At 70.6% G+C, this 21,775-nt stretch carries 13 protein-coding genes; 12 read left to right on the forward strand and 1 reads right to left on the reverse strand.

Going from position 1 to position 21,775, the window contains the following annotated elements:
* Positions 1-66: 66 nt before the first annotated feature.
* Positions 67-9,366 carry a malectin domain-containing carbohydrate-binding protein gene (locus tag AAGI91_06115; GenBank protein MEM1042189.1) on the reverse strand — a complete coding sequence of 3,100 codons (9,300 nt, stop codon included), beginning with the start codon at positions 9,364-9,366 and terminating at the stop codon, positions 67-69.
* Positions 9,367-10,488: 1,122 nt separating this feature from the next.
* Between AAGI91_06115 and AAGI91_06120 the strand changes: the two genes are divergently transcribed.
* The 12 genes from AAGI91_06120 to AAGI91_06175 all read left to right on the forward strand — a co-directional run bounded on the left by AAGI91_06120 (position 10,489) and on the right by AAGI91_06175 (position 21,766).
* A complete protein-coding gene (locus AAGI91_06120; protein MEM1042190.1) occupies positions 10,489-10,836 on the forward strand; it encodes a hypothetical protein in 348 nt (115 codons plus the stop codon).
* 268 nt (positions 10,837-11,104) lie between these two features.
* Positions 11,105-11,812 carry an ABC transporter ATP-binding protein gene (locus AAGI91_06125; GenBank protein ID MEM1042191.1) on the forward strand — a complete coding sequence of 236 codons (708 nt, stop codon included), beginning with the start codon at positions 11,105-11,107 and terminating at the stop codon, positions 11,810-11,812.
* Positions 11,809-13,242, forward strand: a complete 1,434-nt coding sequence (locus AAGI91_06130) for an FtsX-like permease family protein (protein MEM1042192.1) — start codon at positions 11,809-11,811, stop codon at positions 13,240-13,242. Before AAGI91_06125 ends, AAGI91_06130 begins: the two co-directional genes overlap by 4 nt.
* 28 nt (positions 13,243-13,270) lie before the next feature.
* Positions 13,271-13,819: a DUF3299 domain-containing protein gene (locus AAGI91_06135; GenBank protein ID MEM1042193.1), complete on the forward strand. Its 549-nt coding sequence runs from the start codon at positions 13,271-13,273 to the stop codon at positions 13,817-13,819.
* A gap of 21 nt (positions 13,820-13,840) precedes the next feature.
* Positions 13,841-15,016, forward strand: coding sequence for an FAD/NAD(P)-binding protein (locus tag AAGI91_06140; protein MEM1042194.1), 1,176 nt, complete (start codon positions 13,841-13,843; stop codon positions 15,014-15,016).
* Positions 15,017-15,030: 14 nt separating this feature from the next.
* Positions 15,031-15,972 carry an NAD(P)/FAD-dependent oxidoreductase gene (locus AAGI91_06145; GenBank protein ID MEM1042195.1) on the forward strand — a complete coding sequence of 314 codons (942 nt, stop codon included), beginning with the start codon at positions 15,031-15,033 and terminating at the stop codon, positions 15,970-15,972.
* 11 nt (positions 15,973-15,983) lie between these two features.
* Positions 15,984-16,358: a MerC domain-containing protein gene (locus AAGI91_06150; protein ID MEM1042196.1), complete on the forward strand. Its 375-nt coding sequence runs from the start codon at positions 15,984-15,986 to the stop codon at positions 16,356-16,358.
* Positions 16,351-17,331, forward strand: a complete 981-nt coding sequence (locus AAGI91_06155) for a GTP-binding protein (protein ID MEM1042197.1) — start codon at positions 16,351-16,353, stop codon at positions 17,329-17,331. The genes AAGI91_06150 and AAGI91_06155 overlap by 8 nt, the downstream gene beginning before the upstream one ends.
* A complete protein-coding gene (locus AAGI91_06160; GenBank protein ID MEM1042198.1) occupies positions 17,324-18,139 on the forward strand; it encodes a superoxide dismutase in 816 nt (271 codons plus the stop codon). The genes AAGI91_06155 and AAGI91_06160 overlap by 8 nt, the downstream gene beginning before the upstream one ends.
* Before the next feature lie 55 nt (positions 18,140-18,194).
* Positions 18,195-18,911 carry an ABC transporter ATP-binding protein gene (locus tag AAGI91_06165; GenBank protein MEM1042199.1) on the forward strand — a complete coding sequence of 239 codons (717 nt, stop codon included), beginning with the start codon at positions 18,195-18,197 and terminating at the stop codon, positions 18,909-18,911.
* 11 nt (positions 18,912-18,922) lie between these two features.
* Entirely contained in the window at positions 18,923-20,326 is a 1,404-nt protein-coding gene (locus AAGI91_06170) for an ABC transporter permease subunit (GenBank protein MEM1042200.1), read from the forward strand.
* A gap of 3 nt (positions 20,327-20,329) precedes the next feature.
* Positions 20,330-21,766 (forward strand): DUF3526 domain-containing protein, encoded by a 1,437-nt coding sequence (locus tag AAGI91_06175; GenBank protein ID MEM1042201.1) that lies wholly within the window; start codon positions 20,330-20,332, stop codon positions 21,764-21,766.
* The last annotated feature ends 9 nt before the right edge of the window (positions 21,767-21,775 follow it).

The raw sequence follows: 21,775 nt of genomic DNA on the forward strand, positions 1-21,775 counted from the left end.
CTGGATTAAGGAGAGCGCAGCGAGCGTCAGGGCCGGCAGGCAATGCGCCCGCCGACCCTGCGCGTCCTACTTCACGAGTGTCAGGCGTCCGGTCTCGACGACCGTTTCGGACGGCATCGCGGCTTCGAGCTGGAAGACGTAGACGCCCGAGGCGAGGCTGGCTGCCCGGATCTCAAGCTGGTGCGCAGCACCCGCTTCGAGAGTCCCTTCGGTCTCCATCACCCGGCGGCCGAGCACGTCGTAGAGCGTGAGCCGCACCTCGGCCTGCTCCGGTAGGTCGAACGACACCGTCGCCTGGCGGCGGAACGGGTTCGGGTAGGCCCCGTTGAGCGCGAACGTCTCGGGCAGGGCCTCCGACTTCGGCCGGACCTGGAGCGTCGTCCCGGCCTCGGCGATCTCGACGGCGGTGCCGGACGCGACCGTGTAGGTCGCCGCCACGGTGCCCTCGACGAGCACGTCGAGTTCGTACTCGGCCTCGGCGCCGTCCACCTCGACGGTGAGTGGGTACGCCGCGGTCTGAACGAGGACGGTGGCTTCCGTCGCCTCGGCGAGGCGGGCGTCGCCTGCGAAGCGGGCGTCGAACGCGCCGGCCGGCGGGAGCGGCGGGAGCGCGAACTGCGCGGCCTCCGTCTCCTCGTCCAGCGAGCGGCCGAAGTGGAGCGTACGCTCGTACCCGGCAGCGTCGGCGATGCGGAGGGCGGAGAACCCGCTGAGGGCCTCCTCCGTCCGGCTCGCGGCTGTCGTGCCGGCCGCCTGCGAGGCCGCGCCCTTGCGCTGCGCCGTCTCGCCCTTCAGCGACGCCGTCTGCACCGGGCGGGCGTTATCCGCCAGCACAGGCTGCGTCGCCGACGGACGGGCCACGGCGCACGAGACCGGGAGGTCGAAGGCGCTCGCGCCGTCGGCCACCTTGACCCAGTAGCCGTCGCCGGGCGTGAGCGTGGAGGCGACGAAGTACGCGCCGTCGAACCCGTAGACCGTGCCGGAGACAATGCTCGGGTGGTCGTTGAGCGTGCTCGCAGGCACGGCGCACGACGGCGGGCCGACGAGGGCCCATCCGGCCCCGCCGAAGGCGAGGGTGTCGGACAGCACCGGCGTGCCTTCGAGGTTGAAGCTAGCGGCCTGCTGGAACTTCAGCCACGCGCCGCGCCCAATCGTCAGCTCTGCCGGGTCCGGCGTCGTGTAGGCCCCGTCGAACTCGAAGAACGTGTTCTCCACGACGAAGACCGGGCTCTGCGGATCGCCACCGGCACCGCCTTCGAAGACGGCGAGGTAGCCCGGGTCGGGGACCTCGGCCGGGAGCGAGACGAGGTTCCAGCCCTCGGCGTACGCCACCGGGAACGCGGCCGTGTCGCCGAGTTCGAGGATGAGCACGTTCGAGGTCTGGCTCGTCTGTTCGCCCTGGCCGTCCACGACGGCGATGAAGTGGTTCAGGCCGCCGTCGGGCGCGCTGCCCGAGCCCGGCGTTTCGAGGAGCGTGACGGGCACGCTCGCCGCGCCGGTGCCGTCGAGGGTACCGGTGTAGAGCACCTTCGCGACAGCCTCGTTGGCCTCGAACGGGTCCACGTCGTAGCCGACGGTCGGGTTGCCCGGATCGATGTAGAGGCGGGCGTCGACCTGGAGCAGCGTGAACGCGGCCCCGGCTTCACCCGCGACGGTGATCGTCTGGGCGGCGTCGGTCACGCTCGCGGCGGCGCGGTCCCCGTCGAGCGGAGTGAGCGCAGCGGCCGTGCCGAGCACCGGTGCCATCGAGGAGTCGGGTGCGATAACGGCCTGGGCACCGCCGAGACTGCCCTCGTCGAAGAGGCTCGACGCGAGGACCGACCCGTCGGCGAACGTCACTGTGACCGTCGCTCCGACGTTCTCGAAGCCCGAGATCGAGCCGGCGTCGCCCGTGCTGAGGTCGCCCTTGATCGAGGTCGGGTCCATGTCGACGCCGAAGGCGAAGACCTCGGCCGGGTTGAAGTCCGTGAAGTCGAGCGTGAGGACGTCGTAGCCCTCCTCGTCGTCCACGCCGTTGTGCGGCTGCGCGAACACGTCCACGCAGTCGGGGTCGCTCCCCGATCCGCCGTTGGCCGGGACCGTGATGCCGACCTCGGCCGCGGTGTCGCCGGCCGAGCCTGCGGTGAGGCACTTCGCGCCGTTGTCTCCGGCCTTGCCGACCGGGTCGAAGACCACGTCGGGCATGAACGCCGTGCTCGCGTCCACGGTGACGTTCGTGATGTCCACGTCGCCCGTGTTGGTGATGAAGAACGAGTTGTTGTTGAACGTGCTCGCCCCGAGACCGGCCCCGGGCGTGACCTCGACGAACGCGCTCGGGTTGGTCACCGGCACCGGCTCCCCTACGGTCCAGACGAACTCGACCTCGGTCGTGGCGGCCCCGTCAGTGACGGCGACCGTCACGTCGTAGGGACTGCCTGCCGCGGCCCCGTCGGCCCCGGTCGCGCGCGGCGACTCCGGCAGGCTCGTGTCGGTCGGGTTGCCGCTGTAGCCGGCCTCGGCCATCACCATCCGGTCGATGACGTGGGACGACGAGCGGGCCGAGACGAGGATGTTGTAGACCCCCGCCGCGTCGAAGCGCGCGTAGATCTGGTGCGCGTCGTTGTCGCTCGTGTTTGTGCTCCAGCTCCAGTTGTTGGCACCGCTGGAGTAGACCTTGAACCAGCCGCCGGAACCAGACCCTTCGGGAACGCCGCCGGTGCAGTCGTTCTCAGCCGGGTCGTAGCCCTTCGGGCAGACGATGCTGCCGCTGCCCTTCTCGCCGTAGAAAGCGTCGGCTTCGATCTTCAGCCATGTGTCGTTGTGCTCCGTGGCGTTGGTGCCGTTGCCGACCTGGTTGCGCCACTGGAACTGGTAGGTCCCAGGCGTCGAGATCTCGACGGGGAACGTCATCAGTCCGTTGCCGGGGCTGCCGAAGAACTGCGAGCCTTCCCACACGAGGAACTGCCCGCCCGTGGCGTTGCCGGGGTTGTTGATGTTCGGCGAGGTCGGGTTCTCGTCCGGGCCGAGGACCCAGTTCGAGGGCCGGTTGTCGGCCGACTCTAGCTCGATCACGACGAGGCCGCCCTGCTCCTGGAACGCGCCGCTGCCCATCGTACCCGAGGCAATCGTGCCGCTGATGAGGCCGGTCGCCGGGTCGATGGAGAGGCCGAGCGGGAGGTCGGTCGCGCTGTAGGCGAGCGCCTGCGGCCCGTCGTCGTCGCTCGCGTCGATCTGGAGGCTGACGGTGTCGCCCTCGGCGTTGTTCTGGTCGCCGGGGTTGGTGACGAGCGGGGCGTTGTTCGGCCCCACGTTGACGGCAAGAACCTCGATACCCTTGAGGGCTGGGTTCTCGACATCGTGGATGAACGTGAGGTCGAGCGTGCCGTCGCTCACGACGAGCGTGTGGGTGCGCATGAACGCGCCCTTCGGCCCGGCCTCGGCGATGGCGTCGATGCCGTCGAAGGCGGCCGGGACGACGCCCTCGACCTCCACGTCGAAGACGCGCTCACCCGGTGCGTCCACGCCGCTGAACAGCTCGGCGAAGAAGAGGCGCACCTCAATCGTTGTACCCGGGTCGATGTTCGGGAAGGCCCACTGCATCTCCGGCGCCGAGGCTGCGTCGTAGCGCTCGAAGTTGAAGAGCGAGGCTGGGACGCCCGCCGGGAGTGACGGGTGCGTCATCACGATCGGGCCGGGGTGGGCGCTGCCCGCGTTCCCGTTGTACGTGCTGCCCCCGGTGCTCATCGCGACGAGGAAGGGCGAGTTGCCCGCGTTGCCGAAGTTGCCCTGGTCCTTCGTCCAGTCCGGCGAGGACCCGTCGGCCGCGGCCACGAGCGCGCCACCGACGTTGACCCGGTGGAGCACCACCGCCGGTGCCGGCTCGGCGACGGTGACGGTGATCGTCTGGATCGCCTCGGGGTTCTGGTACTCGCCGTGGTTGACCTCGGCCACGCGCACGGTGATCGTGTGCTGGCCGGGCGCGACGCCGGTGAACGTGTAGGACCCGTTCTGCGGGAGGCTCCCGATGTGCGGCTCGGTGTCGAGCTGCGCGTGGACGTGGTCACTTTCGAGGAGCTGCGTCGTCGTCCACGTCACCGTGATCGAGTCCGCCGTGATCGTCGCGCCGTCGGCGGGCGAGACGAGCGTGATCGTCGGGATGTGCGGGACGACGGTGATGGCGAACGACTCGGTCGCCGGGTCGATTCCGTCGGTCGCGGTGACAGTGGCGGTGTAGCTGCCCGCGTCGCCCGACTGCGTGGGCCACGTGAAGAAGCCCGTGCCGTCGCCGTTGTCGGTGAACGTGTAGTCGGTGTCCGGGACGACCGAGCTGTCGCCGTCGTCCACGACCTCGACCGAGAGCGCGATCGTGTCGCCCGCATCGGCGTCGGTCGCTGAGACGGCGATGTTCGTGACCTCGTCACCGGCCGTCAGCGACACGTCGTCGATCGGGTCGAGCACCGGCGCGTTGTTGGCCGTGCCGGTAATCGAGACGATCTCGATGCCCTTGAGGGCCGGGTTCTGCGCGCCCTTGACGAAGTCGATGTCGAGGGTACCGTCGGAGACGGCCACGACGAAGGTCTCCTTCGTCGCCACGTTGATCTGGTTGCCGGCGGCGACGTAGGGGTCGTAGTCGTCGAGCTCGGTGACACCCTCGATCTGCACGTCGAAGACGCGCACGCCGGGGTTGGATGCCCCACTCCAGTTCTCGGCGAAGTAGAGGTTGACCTCGTAGCTGCCGTCGGCGACGGGGAAGTCCCAACCCATGTTGTCGGGGTTCGCGGCGTCGCTGAAGCGTTCGTGCGCGAATAGGTCGTCGGGGGCCCCGGTGCTGTTGGTGATCGAGAAGCCGGTCGGGCCGAAGGTTTTGTCCACGGCCGGCGGCGTCAGGTCGAGGTAGGGCGAGGGCGTGCCCACCGAAGCGGACCCGTTCGCACCGCTACCCGTCGCAGCCTGGTCTTCGCCCCACGCAGGACCGCCGTCGGTCGCGGCGAGCTGCGGCCCACCGTTGTTGACGCGGTAGAGCACGGTGCTCGTGCCAGCGGCCGTGACGGTCCACATGAACGTCTCGCTGTCGCTGAGCGCGGGGCTGCCGTCATCGGTCACGGTGACGGTGACGGTGTAGGGGCTGCCCGCCGCTGCACCGACCGCAATCGTGCCGAAGACCTGGCCGTTGGTCGGCTCGATGTCGAGGCCGGCCGGGAGACCCGCAGCGGCGTAGGTCAGGTTCTGCCCCGCGTCGGGGTCCGTCGCCGTGACGGTGAGGGCCGACACGTCGCCCTCCTGGCTGGCCTGGTCGCCGATGGGATCGAGCACAGGCGCGTTGTTCGCCACCGGGCTGCCCCCACCGAGAATCTCAATGGCGTTGATGAGCGTGTTCTCCACGTCGTGGATGAACTCGATGTCGAGCGTGCCGTCGGCGACGGTGATCGGCACCTCGATCATCGCGCCGACCTGGTGGCCGTAGGTGGCCGAGAGGTCGAGGCCGGCGATCTCAGGCGGACTGCCTCCTTCGAGGTTGATGTCGAAGACGCGGTCGCCCGGACCACTCGTCCCGCCAAAGCCGTTCTTGAGGTAGAGGCGGACGGCGAAGTCTCCGTTGCCAGTCGGGAAGCTGTAGAGCATCTCCGGCGCGCCCGACGGGTCCCACCGCTCGGTGGCGTAGAGGGCCGACGGCGTACCGGCCGGCACCGAGGCATCAAGGCTCGCCGTGGGGAAGCCGTTCGTCATGCCTCCGCCCTGCACGAGGTACTCGGAGCCGCCTGATCCCTGGTCGGCAATCCAGTCGATCTCGCCGTCCGTCGCGGCGACGAGTGCACCACCCGCGTTGACGCGGAAGAGGACGGCCGGCTGGATCGTCGGGTCGTAGGCGAGCACGACCACGTCGGAGACCGGCCCGGTCATCCCGTCGGCCGGGTCCTCGACGGCGGCGACGAAGATGTTGTGCGTCGTCGTGGCGCTCGCGTTCTCGTCGACGGGCGCGAGGGTGACGGTGAAGTCCACGCCGCCGGGGCTGGTCACCGTCGCCGTCTGCTCGTCCACGGCCGTGAAGGAGTTCGTCTCGAACGGGTCCACGTCGTTGCCGCCGCCGGCCTGCTCGAAGAGCGCCGACTCGAAGGCGAGGAGGCGAACGGTGGAGCCGACGGGCGCGTCGACGCGGATCGTCTGCTGCGCCTGGCCGACGGTCGCTGTCTTGAAGTGGCTCGGCACGCCGCCCGGCGTCGAGAGCGCGACGCCGTCCACGTCGACCGTGGCACCGGCAGGCTCGGGCGTGCGGACGAGGTTCTCGGCACCGCTGACAGTCGTACTGGCCCCGGTGCCGTCGCCCTCGGCCCCGCGGAAGAGCGTCGCCGTCTGCGTGGAGCCGTCGGAGAAGGCAACCGTCACCGTCGAGCCGGTGAGCTCGAGGCCGGAGACGCTGCCGGACTCACCCGGCCCAGGGGCCGAGGTCCCGTTGATCGTCGTCGGGTCCATGTCGATCGAGAACCCGACCGTCTCGCCCGGCTCGAAGTCGGTGAAGGTGATCGTGAGGCCAGCGAAGCCGCCGTCGTTGGGACTGCTGAAGGTGTGGTTGTCGAAGCCGACGCTGCTGTCGCCGCCGGTCTGCGAGTCAATCGAGAGGTCCTTCGAGGTCGCGTCGCCGGCCGTCCCGTTCGGGTCGAAGACGACGTCCTGGAGCGCCGCCGTGCTCACGTCGAACGTGACGCTCGTGATGTTCGCGGCGGCCGAGAGGTTCTCGACGAAGAGGGAGTTCGAGCTGAAGGTGCTCTTGTTGATGGTGCCGGTCGGGGTGACCTGCACGAGGGCGGCCGTCTCGGACGGGGCCTCGTAGACCTCGAAGAGGTCCCAGGTCGCGCCGAACTCGGGCGCGTTGTCGCCGGGGCTGTTGGCCGTGGCAATCGTGCCGACGGCGAGGCCCTGGCCGTCGTTCGGGTCGAGCCACGCGGCGGGAATGGAGACGGGGCTGCCGAGGTCGTAGACCGTCGCGCCGCCATCGACCGAGGCCTGCGGCTGCGCCGTCAGCGCCTGCGGGTCGATGAGGAGGTAGAGGTCGACCTCGCTGGAGGCGAGAATGTCGGCCCCGCCCCAGTCGCCGTTGTCGTACTGGCTCCCACTGGCCGAGCCACCGACCTCTTTCGCGACTTCCACGCCGCCGTTCCCGCCGTTGGCGTTGAAGACGACCTTGACGAAGTTGTCCTGGTCGCCGGTCCCGACGAACATGCCGAACGACTGCCAGTCCGTGGGCGTCGAGGGCGAGCCGTTGACGGCGAAGAAGGGCGGTTCGAGCTGGGTCCGGACGACGAACGCAGGCGAGGTCGTGTCGAGGTCGACGCCGAAGAGGAAGCCGTACTCGCCGGCGTTCTCGTTCTGGTACGTGTCGCCGTGCGGGACGGCCTCGACGGTCAGCTTGCCGGTGGCACCGCCCGCGGCGAGGTTGTTCTCGTCGAAGAGGTCGAGCCACGTCGTCGTCCCGTCCTCGGGCAGCATAAGCCCGGTGAAGCCGAGGCCGAAGAGGCCGGTGCCGGGGTCGTTGTTCCAGAGCGGGAAGTTGGCCGGGAGGCCGGTCGCCGTGCCGTTGTCCGCGTCGAGGGCGAAGACGTCGACCACGTCGAGGATACCGTCGCCGTCGTCGTCGTCGTCGTTGAGGTCGGAGACCAGGTCGCCGTCGAAGTCGTTGGGCTTGCTGCCGCCGCTGCACGCGTTGGTGCCGTTGTCGGCTTCGTCGCCGTTGGTATAGCCGTCGGCGTCGGCGTCGGCGCTCGGGTCGCTCGTGTCGCAGGCACCGAAGTCCTGCGGCTCGAAGACCGTGATGTTGTTGGCCCCGTAGGTGACGGCCCAGACGGTACCGGCGAAGATGTCGCCGTCGCCCTGCGCGATCACGTCGAGCGGCTGCGAGCCGAAGCCGGAGAAGAGCGACTCCTCGGTGACGACGTCGTCGCCGGCCGCGTTGAGTTCGTAGCGGTAGATGTTGCCGTTGAAGGAGGCCGTGAGGAGGTTACCCTCGAGTGCCCCGTTGAAGTTCGAGGCGGTGTACTCCGTGATCCCGTTCGTCGAGGCGTTGACGATGTCGAGGTACTTGTTGGGATCGTTGGCGCTGTACTCGCACTCGATGGGGTTGCCGGGGAAGTCGCTGATCGAGAGGTCCGCCGGGAGGAGGTCGGCGAAGTTGTAGGAGGCCGTCTCGACCCAGCTCCCGCTGATCTCTTCGTAGAGAATCACGCCCGCCTTGTCGGGGAAGGCGCGGATGGGGGCCTGGTGCCCGCCGTAGAAGCCGGGGCCGCTGATGTGGAAGAGTGGGTCGCCGTGGGTGTTGCTGTTGGCCTCGTTGAACTCGTTGGTGCAGTAGTCGCCGGCGGCCTGGTTGAAGATGCCCGGTGCGGAGCCTTTGAGGGTGCCGCCGTTGTCGTAGACGAGCGCCGTGCCGCCCCAGCCTCCGTTCGGACCGTTGTCCGAGGTGTAGAGCTCGCCGGCCTGGGTGAACACCACGTCGTAGGCGTTGCGGAAGCCGGGGGCATAGATCTGGACCGGGCCGCCCGGCTCAGGAATAGCCTGGTTCAGCCCGTTGTTGCCGCCGAAGGGGTCGCCCGGGTCGACCTCGCTGGCGTAGAGCGGGTGGCCGACCGGGTACGGGAAGTCCGGCGAGGTGTTGTCGATGTTCGCCCGCTGCGGGTCGTCGAGCGTGCGGAGGTCGTAGACGAAGGAGCGGCCGCTGCGCGGGTCCGTGTAGACCGGCATCGCGTCGAGGGCGTCGAGGTCGACGCTGAGGAGGGCGGCGGAGAGGTAGTATTCCGGGGTGCCGGAGAAGTTGTTGCTCGGTGCTCCCTTGTTGGCGTGGCCGCCGGACATGACGTAGAGCGTGTTCGTGCTCTCGTCGAGGTCGAGGCCGTTGGTGGAGTGGTTCTCCTCGGAGCGCGGGAGGCCGCGGACGAGGTCCACCTCGTCCCACCCCTGGCACGCGCCGCCGCTCATCCCGCCGGAGCAGGTGAGGCGGGTCAGGACGCCCGAGTTGGTGTCGAGCCCGCTGTCGTTGCCGACGGCGATCCGCCAGTCGGACGAGGTGACATACAACACAGGGTTAGACGCTGTCCCGGCCACGAGGATGCCCGTGACCTGCCGCTTGTTCGTCGCGTTGGCCGCGCCGTCGTCGTTGTGGTTGGGGACGTTGTTCTTGATCAGGTTGATCGTCTCCGTCGCCGTGACGTCGTAGTCGTTGGTGCTGTTGCGCGCGATGGTGTAGGCGTAGATCGTCGCGTCCTGCTGCGAGACGTAGAGCCGCTCGTCCGGCCCGAACTGCAGCGAGGTCGGATTGTTGGAACTCTCCCCGCTGAGGCCGCTTGACCCGAAGTTGACCGTCTGCGCCTGCACAGCAGGGAAGAGTGCTAGGAGCATGCACACGGTGCGGATCAGCCTCGCGGAGCCGCAACACCGAGCGCCGAAGGGGTTAGCGTGAGGCTGATGGGTTTCCGGCGCGAACCGGAGCAAGGAGGCAGAAAGCATGAGATTGATGGCCTTGGCCGCAGTGCCACGCCGACTGTGCGAACACGGCGTAGCGGTGACTGTGGCGTGATCTTTTGTCACGCGCAAATGTTGGACTTTTCGCTGGCTTTCAAGGAGCGGTGAGCCTGCAGAGTCAGCGACAGTTGCCGCCGCGGACAATGCTGTTCCTACGCCAGGGAATGCTCCATAGGAGGATGCAAGTTGTAGAGTCCCCGTTACATCCTTCCCCTGTGAACACTGTCATGGTATGCCCCTATTCACTCTGAGTCAACTCCTTAGACACCGTAGCACTGACTAATTTTTCTGATACCCTTGCTAGGCTTAGCTCTTGAATCCATGCACCTCAAGTTTTGCTTTAACCTTATTAACACTATAATCGATGTAGAGTAATCTTTTGGATTATTTAGTTTACCTGGATGAATCTTCTTTTGGTTTGTTTATCTGTAGCATTAGGCTCTGGACCACTGCGCTTCTGGATGATGTCCGTGTAACCGAAAGCGCACTCGCCTCGGGTCAGGATACTCTCCTGGGGGGAAACACCTTCGAACGTCGCCCGGCACGCTCGGCAGCAAGCAACCGGGAAAGACCAGTACCTTTCACTGCTGGGACCGCAGCCGGTGCTGAGTTTCAAAGCGGGACAGACGAGTTAGGCGAGCGTCTCTCTGCGCGCGGGTCCTGTCGAGAACTGGTTCTGGGAACGTGCTGCGCCGCCTGTGCGGGCGGGCTAAGCAGTCAAGGATACCGGCCGCCCTCCACGGTGTGGTTCGTCGTGCCGGGCGCGGCTTTGGTGCCGGTGAAGCCCCTTGCCCCGGCGACGTGCGGAGCTGCGTCGAGGATCGCGAGTTGATTGCGAGCGAGACCGTGCCTGCGCAGGGCACGAGTAGGTCGGTCGCGCCGGATTGTCGTTGCTCTCCTCCCCGGTAGCTTGCCGTCACGTTCCTGTCTCGTCGCGTCACGCGCAGACGGCAGGAGCAGCCATACTAGACAGGCTGCTCGTATCGTATACTGACTACCATGGGTGCACGTCGTCCTTTCTTTGCGTCGGTCCTCCTGGCGATCACCCTCGTGGGTGGTACGCTCGGCCCTGCTGCGCACTGGGCGAGCCACGGGCTGGAAGAGCACGAGGCTCCGGCTGCGGTCCCCGGCGACGTCGGCAGCGCAGCCTCCGGCGGCGAGGACGACCACGCCGGCACCTGCCTCGGCTGTGCGCATCTCCAGCGGGTGCTCGGTGCCGAGCCGGCCGCGCTTCCGTCTTTCACGGGGGCCGCCTGGTTCGAGCAGGCGGTCCCGGCGCAGGAAGCACCGGCATTCCAGCACAACGTCGCCACGCCGAAGGAACGTGGCCCCCCGGCTGGGGCGTAACCCTCGGCGAGCCTCCAGCGTCAGCGCGCCGCGCGTGACCACCGAGCCGGGCTCCGTCCGGCTCCAGGCAGAGGCAGCAGTGAAGCGCACCGTCGGGCCCTGTTGCTCCCCGTGCGCGCCGCTCGCCATCCGGCGAGCCTCCCTCACTTCTGCCTAACCTCCTCCCGCGTCCGCGCTCTGGCCGAGGCCGGTTGCCCCGGCCGCCCCTCGCTCGCTTCACTGACCTTCCACCGGCCGCGCTCGCGCGCGGCGACGGCGTGCAGGCGTCATGGTCCTTCTCGAACGCGTACGGCACCGGTACGGCCGGACCGCCGTCCTCGACCTTCCTCATCTCAGCATTGCCCAGGGCGAGTACCACCTCGTGCTCGGCCGCTCGGGCAGCGGCAAGACGACGCTGCTCCACGTCCTGGCCGGCCTGCTCCGTCCGAGCGAGGGCCGCGCCGTGGTGGCGGGCGAGGATCTCGGCGCGCTCGGCAGCGACGCGCTCGACCGCTTCCGGGGCCGGCACATCGGAATCATCTTTCAGCAGATGCACCTTCTGCCGACACTGACGGTGGAGCAGAACCTGCTGCTTGCGCCCTACCTGGCCGGGCTACCGCAGGACGAGGGCCGCGCGCGCGCCGTGCTCGGCAGCCTCGACGTGGGCGAGAAGGCGGGGGCCTACCCGCACGAACTCTCGCTCGGGCAGCGGCAGCGCGTCGCGATTGCGCGGGCGGTGATGAACCGGCCCCGCCTCCTCCTGGCCGACGAGCCGACCTCCAGCCTCGACGACCGACGGGCCGAGCAGGTGCTCGGGCTGCTGCGCGAGCAGGCCGCGGAGCACGAGGCCACGCTCGTCGTCGCCACGCACGACGCGCGCATCGTGGGGGCCTTCGAGCACCGGCTCGACCTCGACGCCGCGCCAGCGGCCCCGAACGGCACGACCGAAGCCGAGGACGCGCTCGGCCCCTCTGCAGACCAGCGGCAGCGACCATGAACCTCGTCAAGCTCAGCGCCTCCTACCTCCGCCAGCGCCCGCTCAGCAGCGTGCTGAACGTGCTCATCCTCGCGCTCGGCATCGCGACCATCATCGTGCTCCTGATCGTGAGCGACCGCGTCGAGCAAAACCTGGTGCGCAACGCCCAGGGGATCGACCTCGTGGTCGGTGCGAAGGGAAGCCCGCTCCAGCTCATCCTCTCGTCGGTCTACCACATCGACGCCCCGACGGGCAACATCCCGCTCGCCGAAGCCGAAGCCATCATGGCGGACCGGGCCGTCGCCGAGGCGATGCCGCTCGCCCTCGGCGACTCCTACCGGGGGTTCCGCGTCGTCGGCGCGACGCCGGCCTACGCCGATCACTACGGGGGCGAGGTCGAGCGCGGGGCGCTGTGGTCGGGCACGATGGGCGCTACGCTCGGCGCGGCCGTGGCGGGCGAGACCGGGCTCGACGTGGGCGACACGTTCCAGAGCGCCCACGGCCTCGGGGCCGGCGGCGAGACGCACGACGAGCACCCCATCGAGGTCGTCGGCGTGTTCGCCGAGACCGGCACCATCCTGGACCGGCTCATCCTGACGAGCATCGAGACGGTGTGGGACGTGCACGGTGCCCACGGTCACGACCACGACGGGGAGCACGCTCACGACGAAGGTCACGACGAAGGTCACGACGGCGAACACGCCCATGACGACGAGGCGGAGCACGCCCACGACGAGGAGCATGGGCACGACGAGGAGCACGCCCACGACGAGGATCATGCGCACGATGATGAACATGCGCACGAAGACGAACCCGCCGAAGTCCGGGCCGCCTCACCTCCGGCCGGCACCGTGCCCGGACCGCCGGGCCCGACCGGCTTCGCTGGGCAGACCCCGGAGGCCCCGGCCCAGGAGTACACCGCCGTCCTGATCCGCTACGCCTCGCCGCTGGCGGCCCTCTCGTTCCCGCGCTACGTCAACACGCAGACCGACCTCCAGGCCGCCGCCCCGGCGTTCGAGACCGCGCGCCTGTTCGACCTCCTCGGCGTCGGCTTCGGCGCGGTCCGGGCCTTCGGGCTCGTACTCATCTTCGTGGCCGTGCTGAGCGTCTTCGTGGCGCTCCTGAACGCGCTCAAAGACCGGCGCTACGACCTGGCGATGATGCGAACGCTGGGGGCGTCGCGGCGTAAGCTGATGGCGCACGTCCTGCTCGAAGGCCTACTGCTGGCCGGCCTCGGGACGCTGCTGGGCCTCGTGCTCGGCCACCTCGCGGCGGCGGGCCTGGGCGGAGCCGTCGAGCGCGCGCAGGGCCTCGACCTGGGCGGCTTCGCCTTCGTTCCCGGCGAGTTCCTCGTCGTCGCGCTCGCGCTCGCGGCCGGCGTCGTGGCGGCGCTCGTGCCGGCCTACCAGGCCTACCGCACCGACATCGCCCGCACCCTGGCGCGGGGCTGACTCTCTCCTCAACCACTGGAGCTTCCGTATGCCTCTCTTCTCCTCGATCCTACAGCCGGTCGGCTACGCGCTGGCGCTGGCCGCTCTCTTCTTTGCCGCGTGGTTCACCGGCGTCGGGCCGGGCTGGGCCAGCGAAACCGCACAGGGGTCCGCGACGGCGACGGGCCGCGTCGTCAACGGGGGATGGGACGCCCCGCTTCTCCAGCCGGACGACCCGACCTGGCAACTGCTGATGCAGGCGGACTTCCAGCAGACCGAGACGCCCGAGGGGGTGCGTTGGCTGCCGACGTTTCCCCCGGAGGTCGAGGAACTCGACGGGACCGTCGTCCGCCTCAGCGGCTACATGATCCCGCTTGGGCTGGAGGAGGAGCAGACCGACTTCCTCATCAGCGCCTTCCCCGGCGACGGGTGCTTCTTCCACCTCCCCGGCGGGCCGAACTCGGTCATCGAGGTCAAGGCCGAGCGCGGGGTGGGGTTCACCTACGACACGATCCCCGTCGAGGGCCGCCTGGAGCTGCTCCGCGATGACCCCTACGGCCTGTTCTACCGCATGACCGAGGCGAGGCAGGTGAAGTGACGCCTTTCACCCAAACGACCTATGCTTGACTGGCTCATCGTCGGCGGGGGCGTCCACGGCACGCACCTCTCGCACGTACTCACCGGCCGCCTCGGCTGGCCGCGCGACCGGGTGCGCGTGCTCGACCCCCACGCCACGCCCCTGGCGCGGTGGAACGGGATGACGGCGAACGTGGGCATGGACTTCATGCGGTCGTCGCTCGTCCACCACCTCGACCTCGACCCGTACGCGCTCAAGCGGTTCGCGAAGACGCCGGACGGACAGCCGGCGGCCCGGTTCGCCCGGCCCTACAACCGTCCGGCGTACGCGCTCTTCCAGCACCACGCGCGGTGCGTGGTCCGGCAGCACAGGCTCGGCGGGCTCCGCGTGCGGGGGCGCGCACGCGGGCTCCAGCGTGCGGGGGGCGGCTGGCTGGTGGAGACGAAGGCCGGCACGCTGGAGGCGCGGCGGGTGCTGCTCGCGCTCGGGCTGAGCGAGCAGCCGTGCTGGCCGGACTGGGCGCGGGCGCTGCGCGCCGCGGGCGGCCCCGTGCATCACCTTTTCGATGAGACCTTCCAGCGCGAGGCGCTGCCTGGATGGCGACATGCCGTTGTAGTGGGAGGCGGCATTTCGGCCGTTCAGGTGGCTCTCGCGTTGGCAGATCGGCAGCCCGGCTCGGTCACGCTCCTGGCCCGGCACGAGGCCCGCGTCCACCACCTCGACAGCGACCCAGGGTGGATGGGGCCGAAGCGCCTCGCGACCTTTTCTCGGCAGCCGTGCTCGGTGCAGCGCCGCTCCACCATCGACCGCGCCCGGCACCGCGGCTCGGTGCCGCCGGCTGTGCAGCGCCGCCTCGGCTACGCCGTCGCCGAGGGTCGGCTGGCGCACCGCATCGCCGAGGTGGCCGACGCCGAGACCGGGCCGGCGGGCCTCGTGCGGCTCCGCCTCGGTGCGCCGCCGGGTGCGCTCGCCGCCGATCTCGTTGTGCTCGCGACGGGCTTCGAGGCGCAGCGTCCGGGCGGGCCGTGGCTGGACGCCGCTGTGGAAGCGCTCGGGCTTCGGTGCAGCGTCTGCGGCTACCCCGTCACCGACGCCGCACTCCGCTGGGCCGACGGCCTCTACGTCACCGGCCCGCTCGCCGAACTCGCGCTCGGCCCCGTCGCCCGCAACATCGTCGGCGCGCGCCTCGCCGCCGAACGCCTCGCCCACGCCGCCTGACTCCGACCTGCGACATGCATTCAACCCCAGACGTTCTCATCGCTGGCGCGGGTCCGGCTGGACTCGAAGCTGCCCTCGTCCTGGCCCGCGCCGGGCGCTCGGTCGTCGTCCTGGACGGCGGGCCGGGCCGGAATGCGCCCGCCGCGCACAGCTACAACGTGTTCACCCGCGACAGTGCCCCACCCGACACGCTGCGTCGGATCGGGCGGGAGCAGGCCGAAGGCTACGGCGCTCGGTTCGTCCAGGCTGAGGCTGTGCATGCCGAAGCCGGCGAAGAAAGCGTTCGCGTCCGGCTGGCGGACGGGGCCGAGCTCGAGGCCCGGCGTCTCCTCCTCGCGACGGGCGTCGAGGATCTCCTGCCCGAGATCCCCGGCGTGGCCGAGGCGTGGGGCGAGACCGTCGCCCACTGCCCGTACTGCCACGGCTACGAGTTGCGCGGGCGGCTGACGGCCGTGCTCGGCTCCGGCGAAAAGGGTGCCCACCTCGCAGGCCTCCTCCTCGGCTGGACCGACCGCGTGACGCTCTGCTGCGGACCCGGCGGCGTATCTGACGACGAGCGCCAACACCTCGCCGAGATCGGCATCCGCGTGGACGAGCGGCCCGTCGCCGCGCTCGGTGTGGAAGGACGGAGCGTGCAGGCAGTTGTGTTCGAAGACGGCGGCCGGCTGGAGGCCACCGCCGTCTACGTCCAGCCGGACCAGCGCCCGCGCGGTCCGCTCCCCGACGCGCTCGGACTGGAGCGTACCGAGCTAGGCCACGTCCAGGTCGACGAATTCATGCGCACGAGCGCGACCGGCGTGTGGGCCTGCGGCGACATGACGACCCCGATGCAAGCGGTCCAGATGGCCGCCTCGGCAGGGTTCGGGGCGGCAGCCTTCCTCAACCAGAACCTCATAGCGGACGGTGCCCGCCACGCCGAGCACGCCACGTTTCCTCCGCCCGCCTCCCTTCCCTGACCCTCTAGCCCATGCTCTCGACCTCCGTGCGCCCTCGTCTCGATCTGGCTGGCATTGTGCTCTCGGTGCTGTGCCTCATCCACTGCCTCCTCCTCCCCCTCGTTGCCACGGGCGCGCTCGCGTGGGCGGCCTCCGAGCGCGTCCACGTCGGACTGACCGTCGTGCTGGCGGTCGTCGTGCTGGCGGTTGCGCTGCCGGGCTACCGGCGGCACCGCCAGCCCATCGTACTGCTGCTGCTCGCCGGCGGTCTCGCGCTGCTCGTCGGGGCTGTCACATTGGGGGAGGGGCTCGGCGAAGCGGGCGAGACCGCGCTCACCGTACTCGGCTCGGTCGCCCTCGTGGCCGGACACGTCCTCAACCTCCGCCTCCCTCACGCCCATGCCTGATCTCGCCACGCATCCCGTGCCCGTCACCGTCGTGACCGGCTTCCTCGGGGCCGGCAAGACGACGCTCGTCAACGCGGTCACGGCGAGCGCCGCCGCGCGCGGCCGCCGCCTCGGCCTGATCGTCAACGACTTCGGGCAGGTCAACCTCGACGCCTCGGAGCTCGACACAGACGGTTCGACGGTCCTCGCGCTCGAAGGCGGGTGCGTGTGCTGCTCGCTCTCGGCGGGCCTGGTGAGCGCGGTCGTGGCGCTGACCGCGCGCGAGGTGCGCCCCGAGCACATCCTCGTCGAGGCCTCGGGCGTCTCCGACCCACTCGGGATCGTCCTCCCCCTCGTAGCGGGCGGGATGCAGCCGCTCGTCCGGCTCGCGGCCGTCGTGGTCGTGGTCGACGTCGGGCAGGTCGGCGCGTGGCCGTCGCCCGAGGCCGAAGCGCTCGCCGAGGCGCAGGTCGGCGGTGCCAGCGTGGTCGTGCTGAGCAAGGTCGGCACCCACGGACAGCCGGCCCGCTGGGCGGCCGAGGACTGGATCCGGGGACTCGCCCCGAAGGCCCGGCTCCTCGACGCCGACGACCTGGACCCGTCGCTGCTCCTCGACCTGGACGACGACATTCTCGCGGGCCTCCTCGACCCCGCGGCCCGCGACCGTCCCGAGGCCCGGCATCTCGACGCCTTCGACACCTGGACGTTCGAGGCCGACACGCCTTTCGCGTCGCTCGCCTCGCTCCGGCGCACGCTGGCCGACCTGCCCGCGGAGGTCGTCCGCGCCAAAGGCCTCGTGGCCGTCGCCGACAGTGCCCGCCCCCTCCGGGTCCACCTCGTCGGGCGGATGCTTGCCAACCGCTTCGCCGACGCCTGGCCCGACGGCTGGACGCCCGGTACGGGCCGGATCGCTGTCCTCGGTGCCGCCGGCACGCTCGATCCCGACGCTCTCCACGATGCCTTCCATGCCCTCCTCCCCAACGCTCATGTCTGACGTTTTCCCCTCGGCGGACCGCCCCCGGCTTCCTCGGCGCGGCGCGCTCCGGCTCATGCTCGGCGGCGCGGTCGGGGCCGCGGCGGCGTTGGTCGCGGGCTGCACCGGCGCGCGCTCCGTCGCCGGGGGCGGCCGGCGCTCGGCCCCCGGCGGCCCCGGCACGACGTTCGACCTGGCGACGGCTGCGCCGCAGGCCTCGGCTGTCTACCCGTACGCGCTCCCACCCCTGCCCTACGCCGCCGACGCCCTCGACGCGGCCATCGACCCAGAGACGATGCGGGTGCACCACGGCCGTCACCACCAGGGCTACACCAACAACCTGAACGCTGCGCTGGAGCCCTACCCCGCGCTCCGGCGGCGGCCGCTCGTGGACCTGCTCCGCGACGTGAGCGCGCTGCCCGAGGCGGTGCAGGCTCCGGTCTTGAACAACGGCGGCGGCTACCTCAACCACGCCCTCTTCTGGCCGATGATGCGGCCCGGCGGCGGCATGCCGACAGGTCCCCTGCGCGACGCCATCGGCCGGGAGTTCGGGTCGCTCCAGGCCTTCAAGGCCCAGTTCACCGAGGCCGCGCTCGGCGTGTTCGGAAGCGGGTGGGCCTGGCTCGTGCGCGACGGCGCGGGGCGGCTGCGCGTGCTCCAGACGACCGAGCAGGTCCCGCCGCACGCCCTCGGCTTCGTGCCCGTGCTGGGCGTCGACGTGTGGGAGCACGCCTACTACCTGCGCTACCAGAACCGCCGCGCCGACTACGTGGAGCGTTGGTGGTCCGTCGTCGACTGGGAGCAGGCGGCCCGCAACTTCTCCGCATGAGCCAGCGGCCTGCGCCCGACCTCACCCTTGCCTGATTACGCCCATGTCCGATCCCATCCTCGAAGCCCGCGGCCTGACCAAGCGCTTCGGCGCGGCGACGGCGGTCGCCGCGCTCGACCTCGCGGTAAACGCAGGAGAGGTCTACGCCCTCCTCGGCCCGAACGGGGCCGGGAAGACGACGACGATCAACCTGTTCCTCGGTTTCCTCGCCCCCGACGCCGGGGCCGCGCTCGTGGACGGCCTCGACGTGCAAGCCGAGCCGCTGGAGACGAAGCGGCGGCTGGCCTACCTCCCCGAGCAGGTCGCGCTCTATCCCTCGCTCTCGGGGGCCGAGAACCTCGGCTACTTCGCCGCGCTCGCTGGGCATGAACTGAGCGACGCCCAACGGGCGGGCTTCCTCGACCAGGCGGGCTTGCAGCGCGAGGCGCACGCCCGCCGCGCTGGGACCTACTCGAAGGGAATGCGCCAGAAAGTCGGCGTCGCGCTCGCGCTGGCGAAGGGCGCGAAGGCGCTCCTGCTCGACGAGCCGACGAGCGGGCTCGACCCCTCGGCCTCGGCCGAGTTCTCGGGCCTCGTCCGGCGGCTGGCCGAGGACGGAGCCGCCGTGCTGATGGCGACGCACGACCTCTTCCGCGTGAAGGACACCGCGCGCCGCGTCGGGGTGCTCGTCGACGGTCGGCTCCGCGAGGAGGTTGCGGGCGAAGCCCTACGAACGGCCGACCTCGAAGCGCTTTACCTCGGACACGTCCGCGAGGCCCTGGCCCCCGCCTGAGCTCCGATCCCATGACGCTCCCGATTGCACGCAAAGAGGCCACCGAGATGCTCCGCGACGGCCGGTTCCGCTGGGCCGTCGGCATTGTCCTGGCTCTCCTCGTGGGCGCGCTCGTCGCCGGGTGGACGCACTACGCCGCGGCCGAGGCCGAGCGCGCGGCGGCGCAGGCAGCCGACCGCGAGGTGTGGCTCGGGCAGGGCGAGAAGAACCAGCACTCGGCGGCTCACTTCGGTGCCTACGCCTTCAAGCCGACGACCCCGCTCACGGCCGCCGACCCCGGCGTGCTGCCGTACACGGGCACGTCGGTGTTCATGGAGGGGCACCGCGTGGCCGACGCCGACTTCCGCCCGGCCGAGGACGCGACGACCGTCCAGCGGCTCGGGAGCCTGACCGCCGCCTCGACGCTCCAACTCCTCGTCCCGCTCCTCATCATACTGCTCGCCTTCTCCGCGTTCGCGGGCGAGCGTGACGCCGGGACGCTCCGCCAGCTTCTCAGCCTCGGCGTCCCGCGGCGGACGCTCGCGCTCGGCAAGGCGCTCGGCGTGGCGTCGCCGCTGCTCTTGCTGGTCGTGCCCGCGGCCGTCGCCGGCGTCGCGGCGCTGGCGCTCCTGGAGGGGCCGGGCGCGCCGCTCTCGAACCTGGGCCGCGCGGCCATGCTCGTGGGGGTCTACGTCGCCTACTTCGTGCTCGTCCTGGCGCTGGCGCTGCTCGTGAGCGCGCGGGCATCCTCGTCGCGGACGGCGCTCGTGGCGCTGCTCGGGTTCTGGCTCGTGACGAGCTTCATCGTCCCGCGCGTAGCCGTGAGCGCCGCCGACGGCCTCTACCCGACGCCGACGCTCACGGCGTTCCAGGACTCGGCGCGCGTCGACCGCGCGACGCTCCCCTCGTGGCCCGACCGCGTCGCGGCCATCGAGGCGCGGCTGATGGAGCGGCACGGCGTCGATACGCCGGACGCGATCCCCGCGAGCGTCTCGGGAACGGCGCTCTTCGAGGCTGAGCGCGACGAGACCGACCTCCTCCGCGCCCGGCTGGCGGCGCTCGGCGAGCGCTACGAGACGCAGACACGGACCGCGCAGGCCGCCTCGGTCTTCGCGCCGCTCCTCGCGGTCCAGCTCGTCTCGATGGGGCTGGCCGGGAGCGACCACGCCCACCACCGCCACTTCGCCGACGCCGCCGAGGCCTACCGCTACGACTACGTCCAGGCCTTGAACCAAGACATGATCGACGAGGACGCCGGCTGGAGCTTCACGGTCGGGCGCGAGATGTGGGAGGAAATCCCGCCCTTCGAGTACGCGACGCCCTCCGCACGCTGGGCGGTTGGGCGGTACGGCCTGAGCCTGGGCGTGCTTGGCGTCTGGACACTCGCGCTGCTCGTCGCTCTTCCCATCGCGGCCGGTCGGCTGCGCGCCACCTGAGCCATGCTGCCCACCGTTCTCCGTTTCGAGACCCAACGCCTCCTCGCGGGAGGCGCGGCGGGCCTTACGGCGCTGCTACTGCTCGGGCTCATCGCGTACGCCGGATACGTCGGCATCCAGCACACGTCGGAGCAGCGCGACCTGGTCGGGGCGTACGCCACCGACCACGCCGAGAGCCTGGAGCGCGTGCGTGCGCGGCTCGTCGCGGCCGAGTCCACGGCGGTCGCCAACGGAGAATCGCTCGGCGGGCCGGTCGCCTTCGGGATGCGGCACCCGTACGTGATCGGCTCGGCGCAGGGCCGCGTGCTGACGTTGGAGCCGGGGCCGCTGGCGGCGTTCGCCGTCGGGCAGAGCGACCTCCAGCCCGCCGCCCTCCGCGTAACGATCGGCGGGCGCGAGGCGATGGGCGGCGCGGCGGCCCTCGACCACCCGCTGAAACTGCTCGCCGGGCACCTGGACCTCGCGTTCGTGTTTGTGTTTTTCTTCCCGCTCCTCGTCCTCGCGCTCGCGTTCGGGCTGACCTCGACCGAGCGAGAGTCGGGCCTCTTGCGGATGGTGCTCTCGCACCCGGTCCGCCTGACGACGCTGGCGGCGGGGAAGCTCACCGTCCGCGCGGCGCTGCTGTTCGGGTGCGCTGCCCTCGGGACCGGGGCCGTCTGGCTTGCGAGCGGGACCGAGGGCGGGGCCGGGCGCTGGGCGCTCTGGCTCCTCGTGGTCGTGCTCTACGGCGGGTTCTGGCTAGCGCTCGCCGCGTTCGTCGACAGCCGGGTTCGCCGGCCCGTCACCGGCGGCCTCGCCCTCGCGGCGTGCTGGCTCGCGCTCGTTGTCGTCGTCCCGGCCGTCCTCAATGTCGTCGCAACCACGCTCTACCCGGTTCCGTCGCGGATGGACTACGTGGCGGCGCGGCGGACGGCGGCGGGCCTGGCCGAGCGCGAGGGGGCGGCCTCGCTCGCGCGCTACTTCAACGACCACCCGGAGCTGGCGGCGGTCGAGGAGGACGAGGCCGACTACGCTATGCTCCGCGTCGCGCAGGACGAGCGGATCGTCGAAGCGCTGGCTCCGGTCGAGGCGCGGTTCGCCGAGCAGAAGGCCGGGCAGCAGCGGTTCGTCCGGGCGCTCGGCACCCTCTCGCCGGCCGTCCTCGCGCAGCAGGCCTTCCTCGACGTCGCCGGGACCGGGCACGCCCGCTACGCCGCCTTCGAGGCCCAGACGGAGGCGTTCCACAGGGCGTGGGCGGACCGCTTCGCACCTCAGTACTTTGAGCGCCGCCCGCTACGCCCGGCCGACCTTGACGCGCTCCCGACGCTCGACGCGCCCGAGGAATCGACCGCCGACCTCCTTGGCCGCCTCGCAGGTCCGCTGGCTGTGCTGGCCCTCGCGAGCCTTCTACTCGCCTTCGCCGCCGGACGGAGCTACGCCCACCCTGACTCCGCGCTCTGACTTCACCCC

It is taken from the genome of Bacteroidota bacterium (assembly GCA_038746285.1).
Taxonomy (GTDB): domain Bacteria; phylum Bacteroidota; class Rhodothermia; order Rhodothermales; family JANQRZ01; genus JANQRZ01.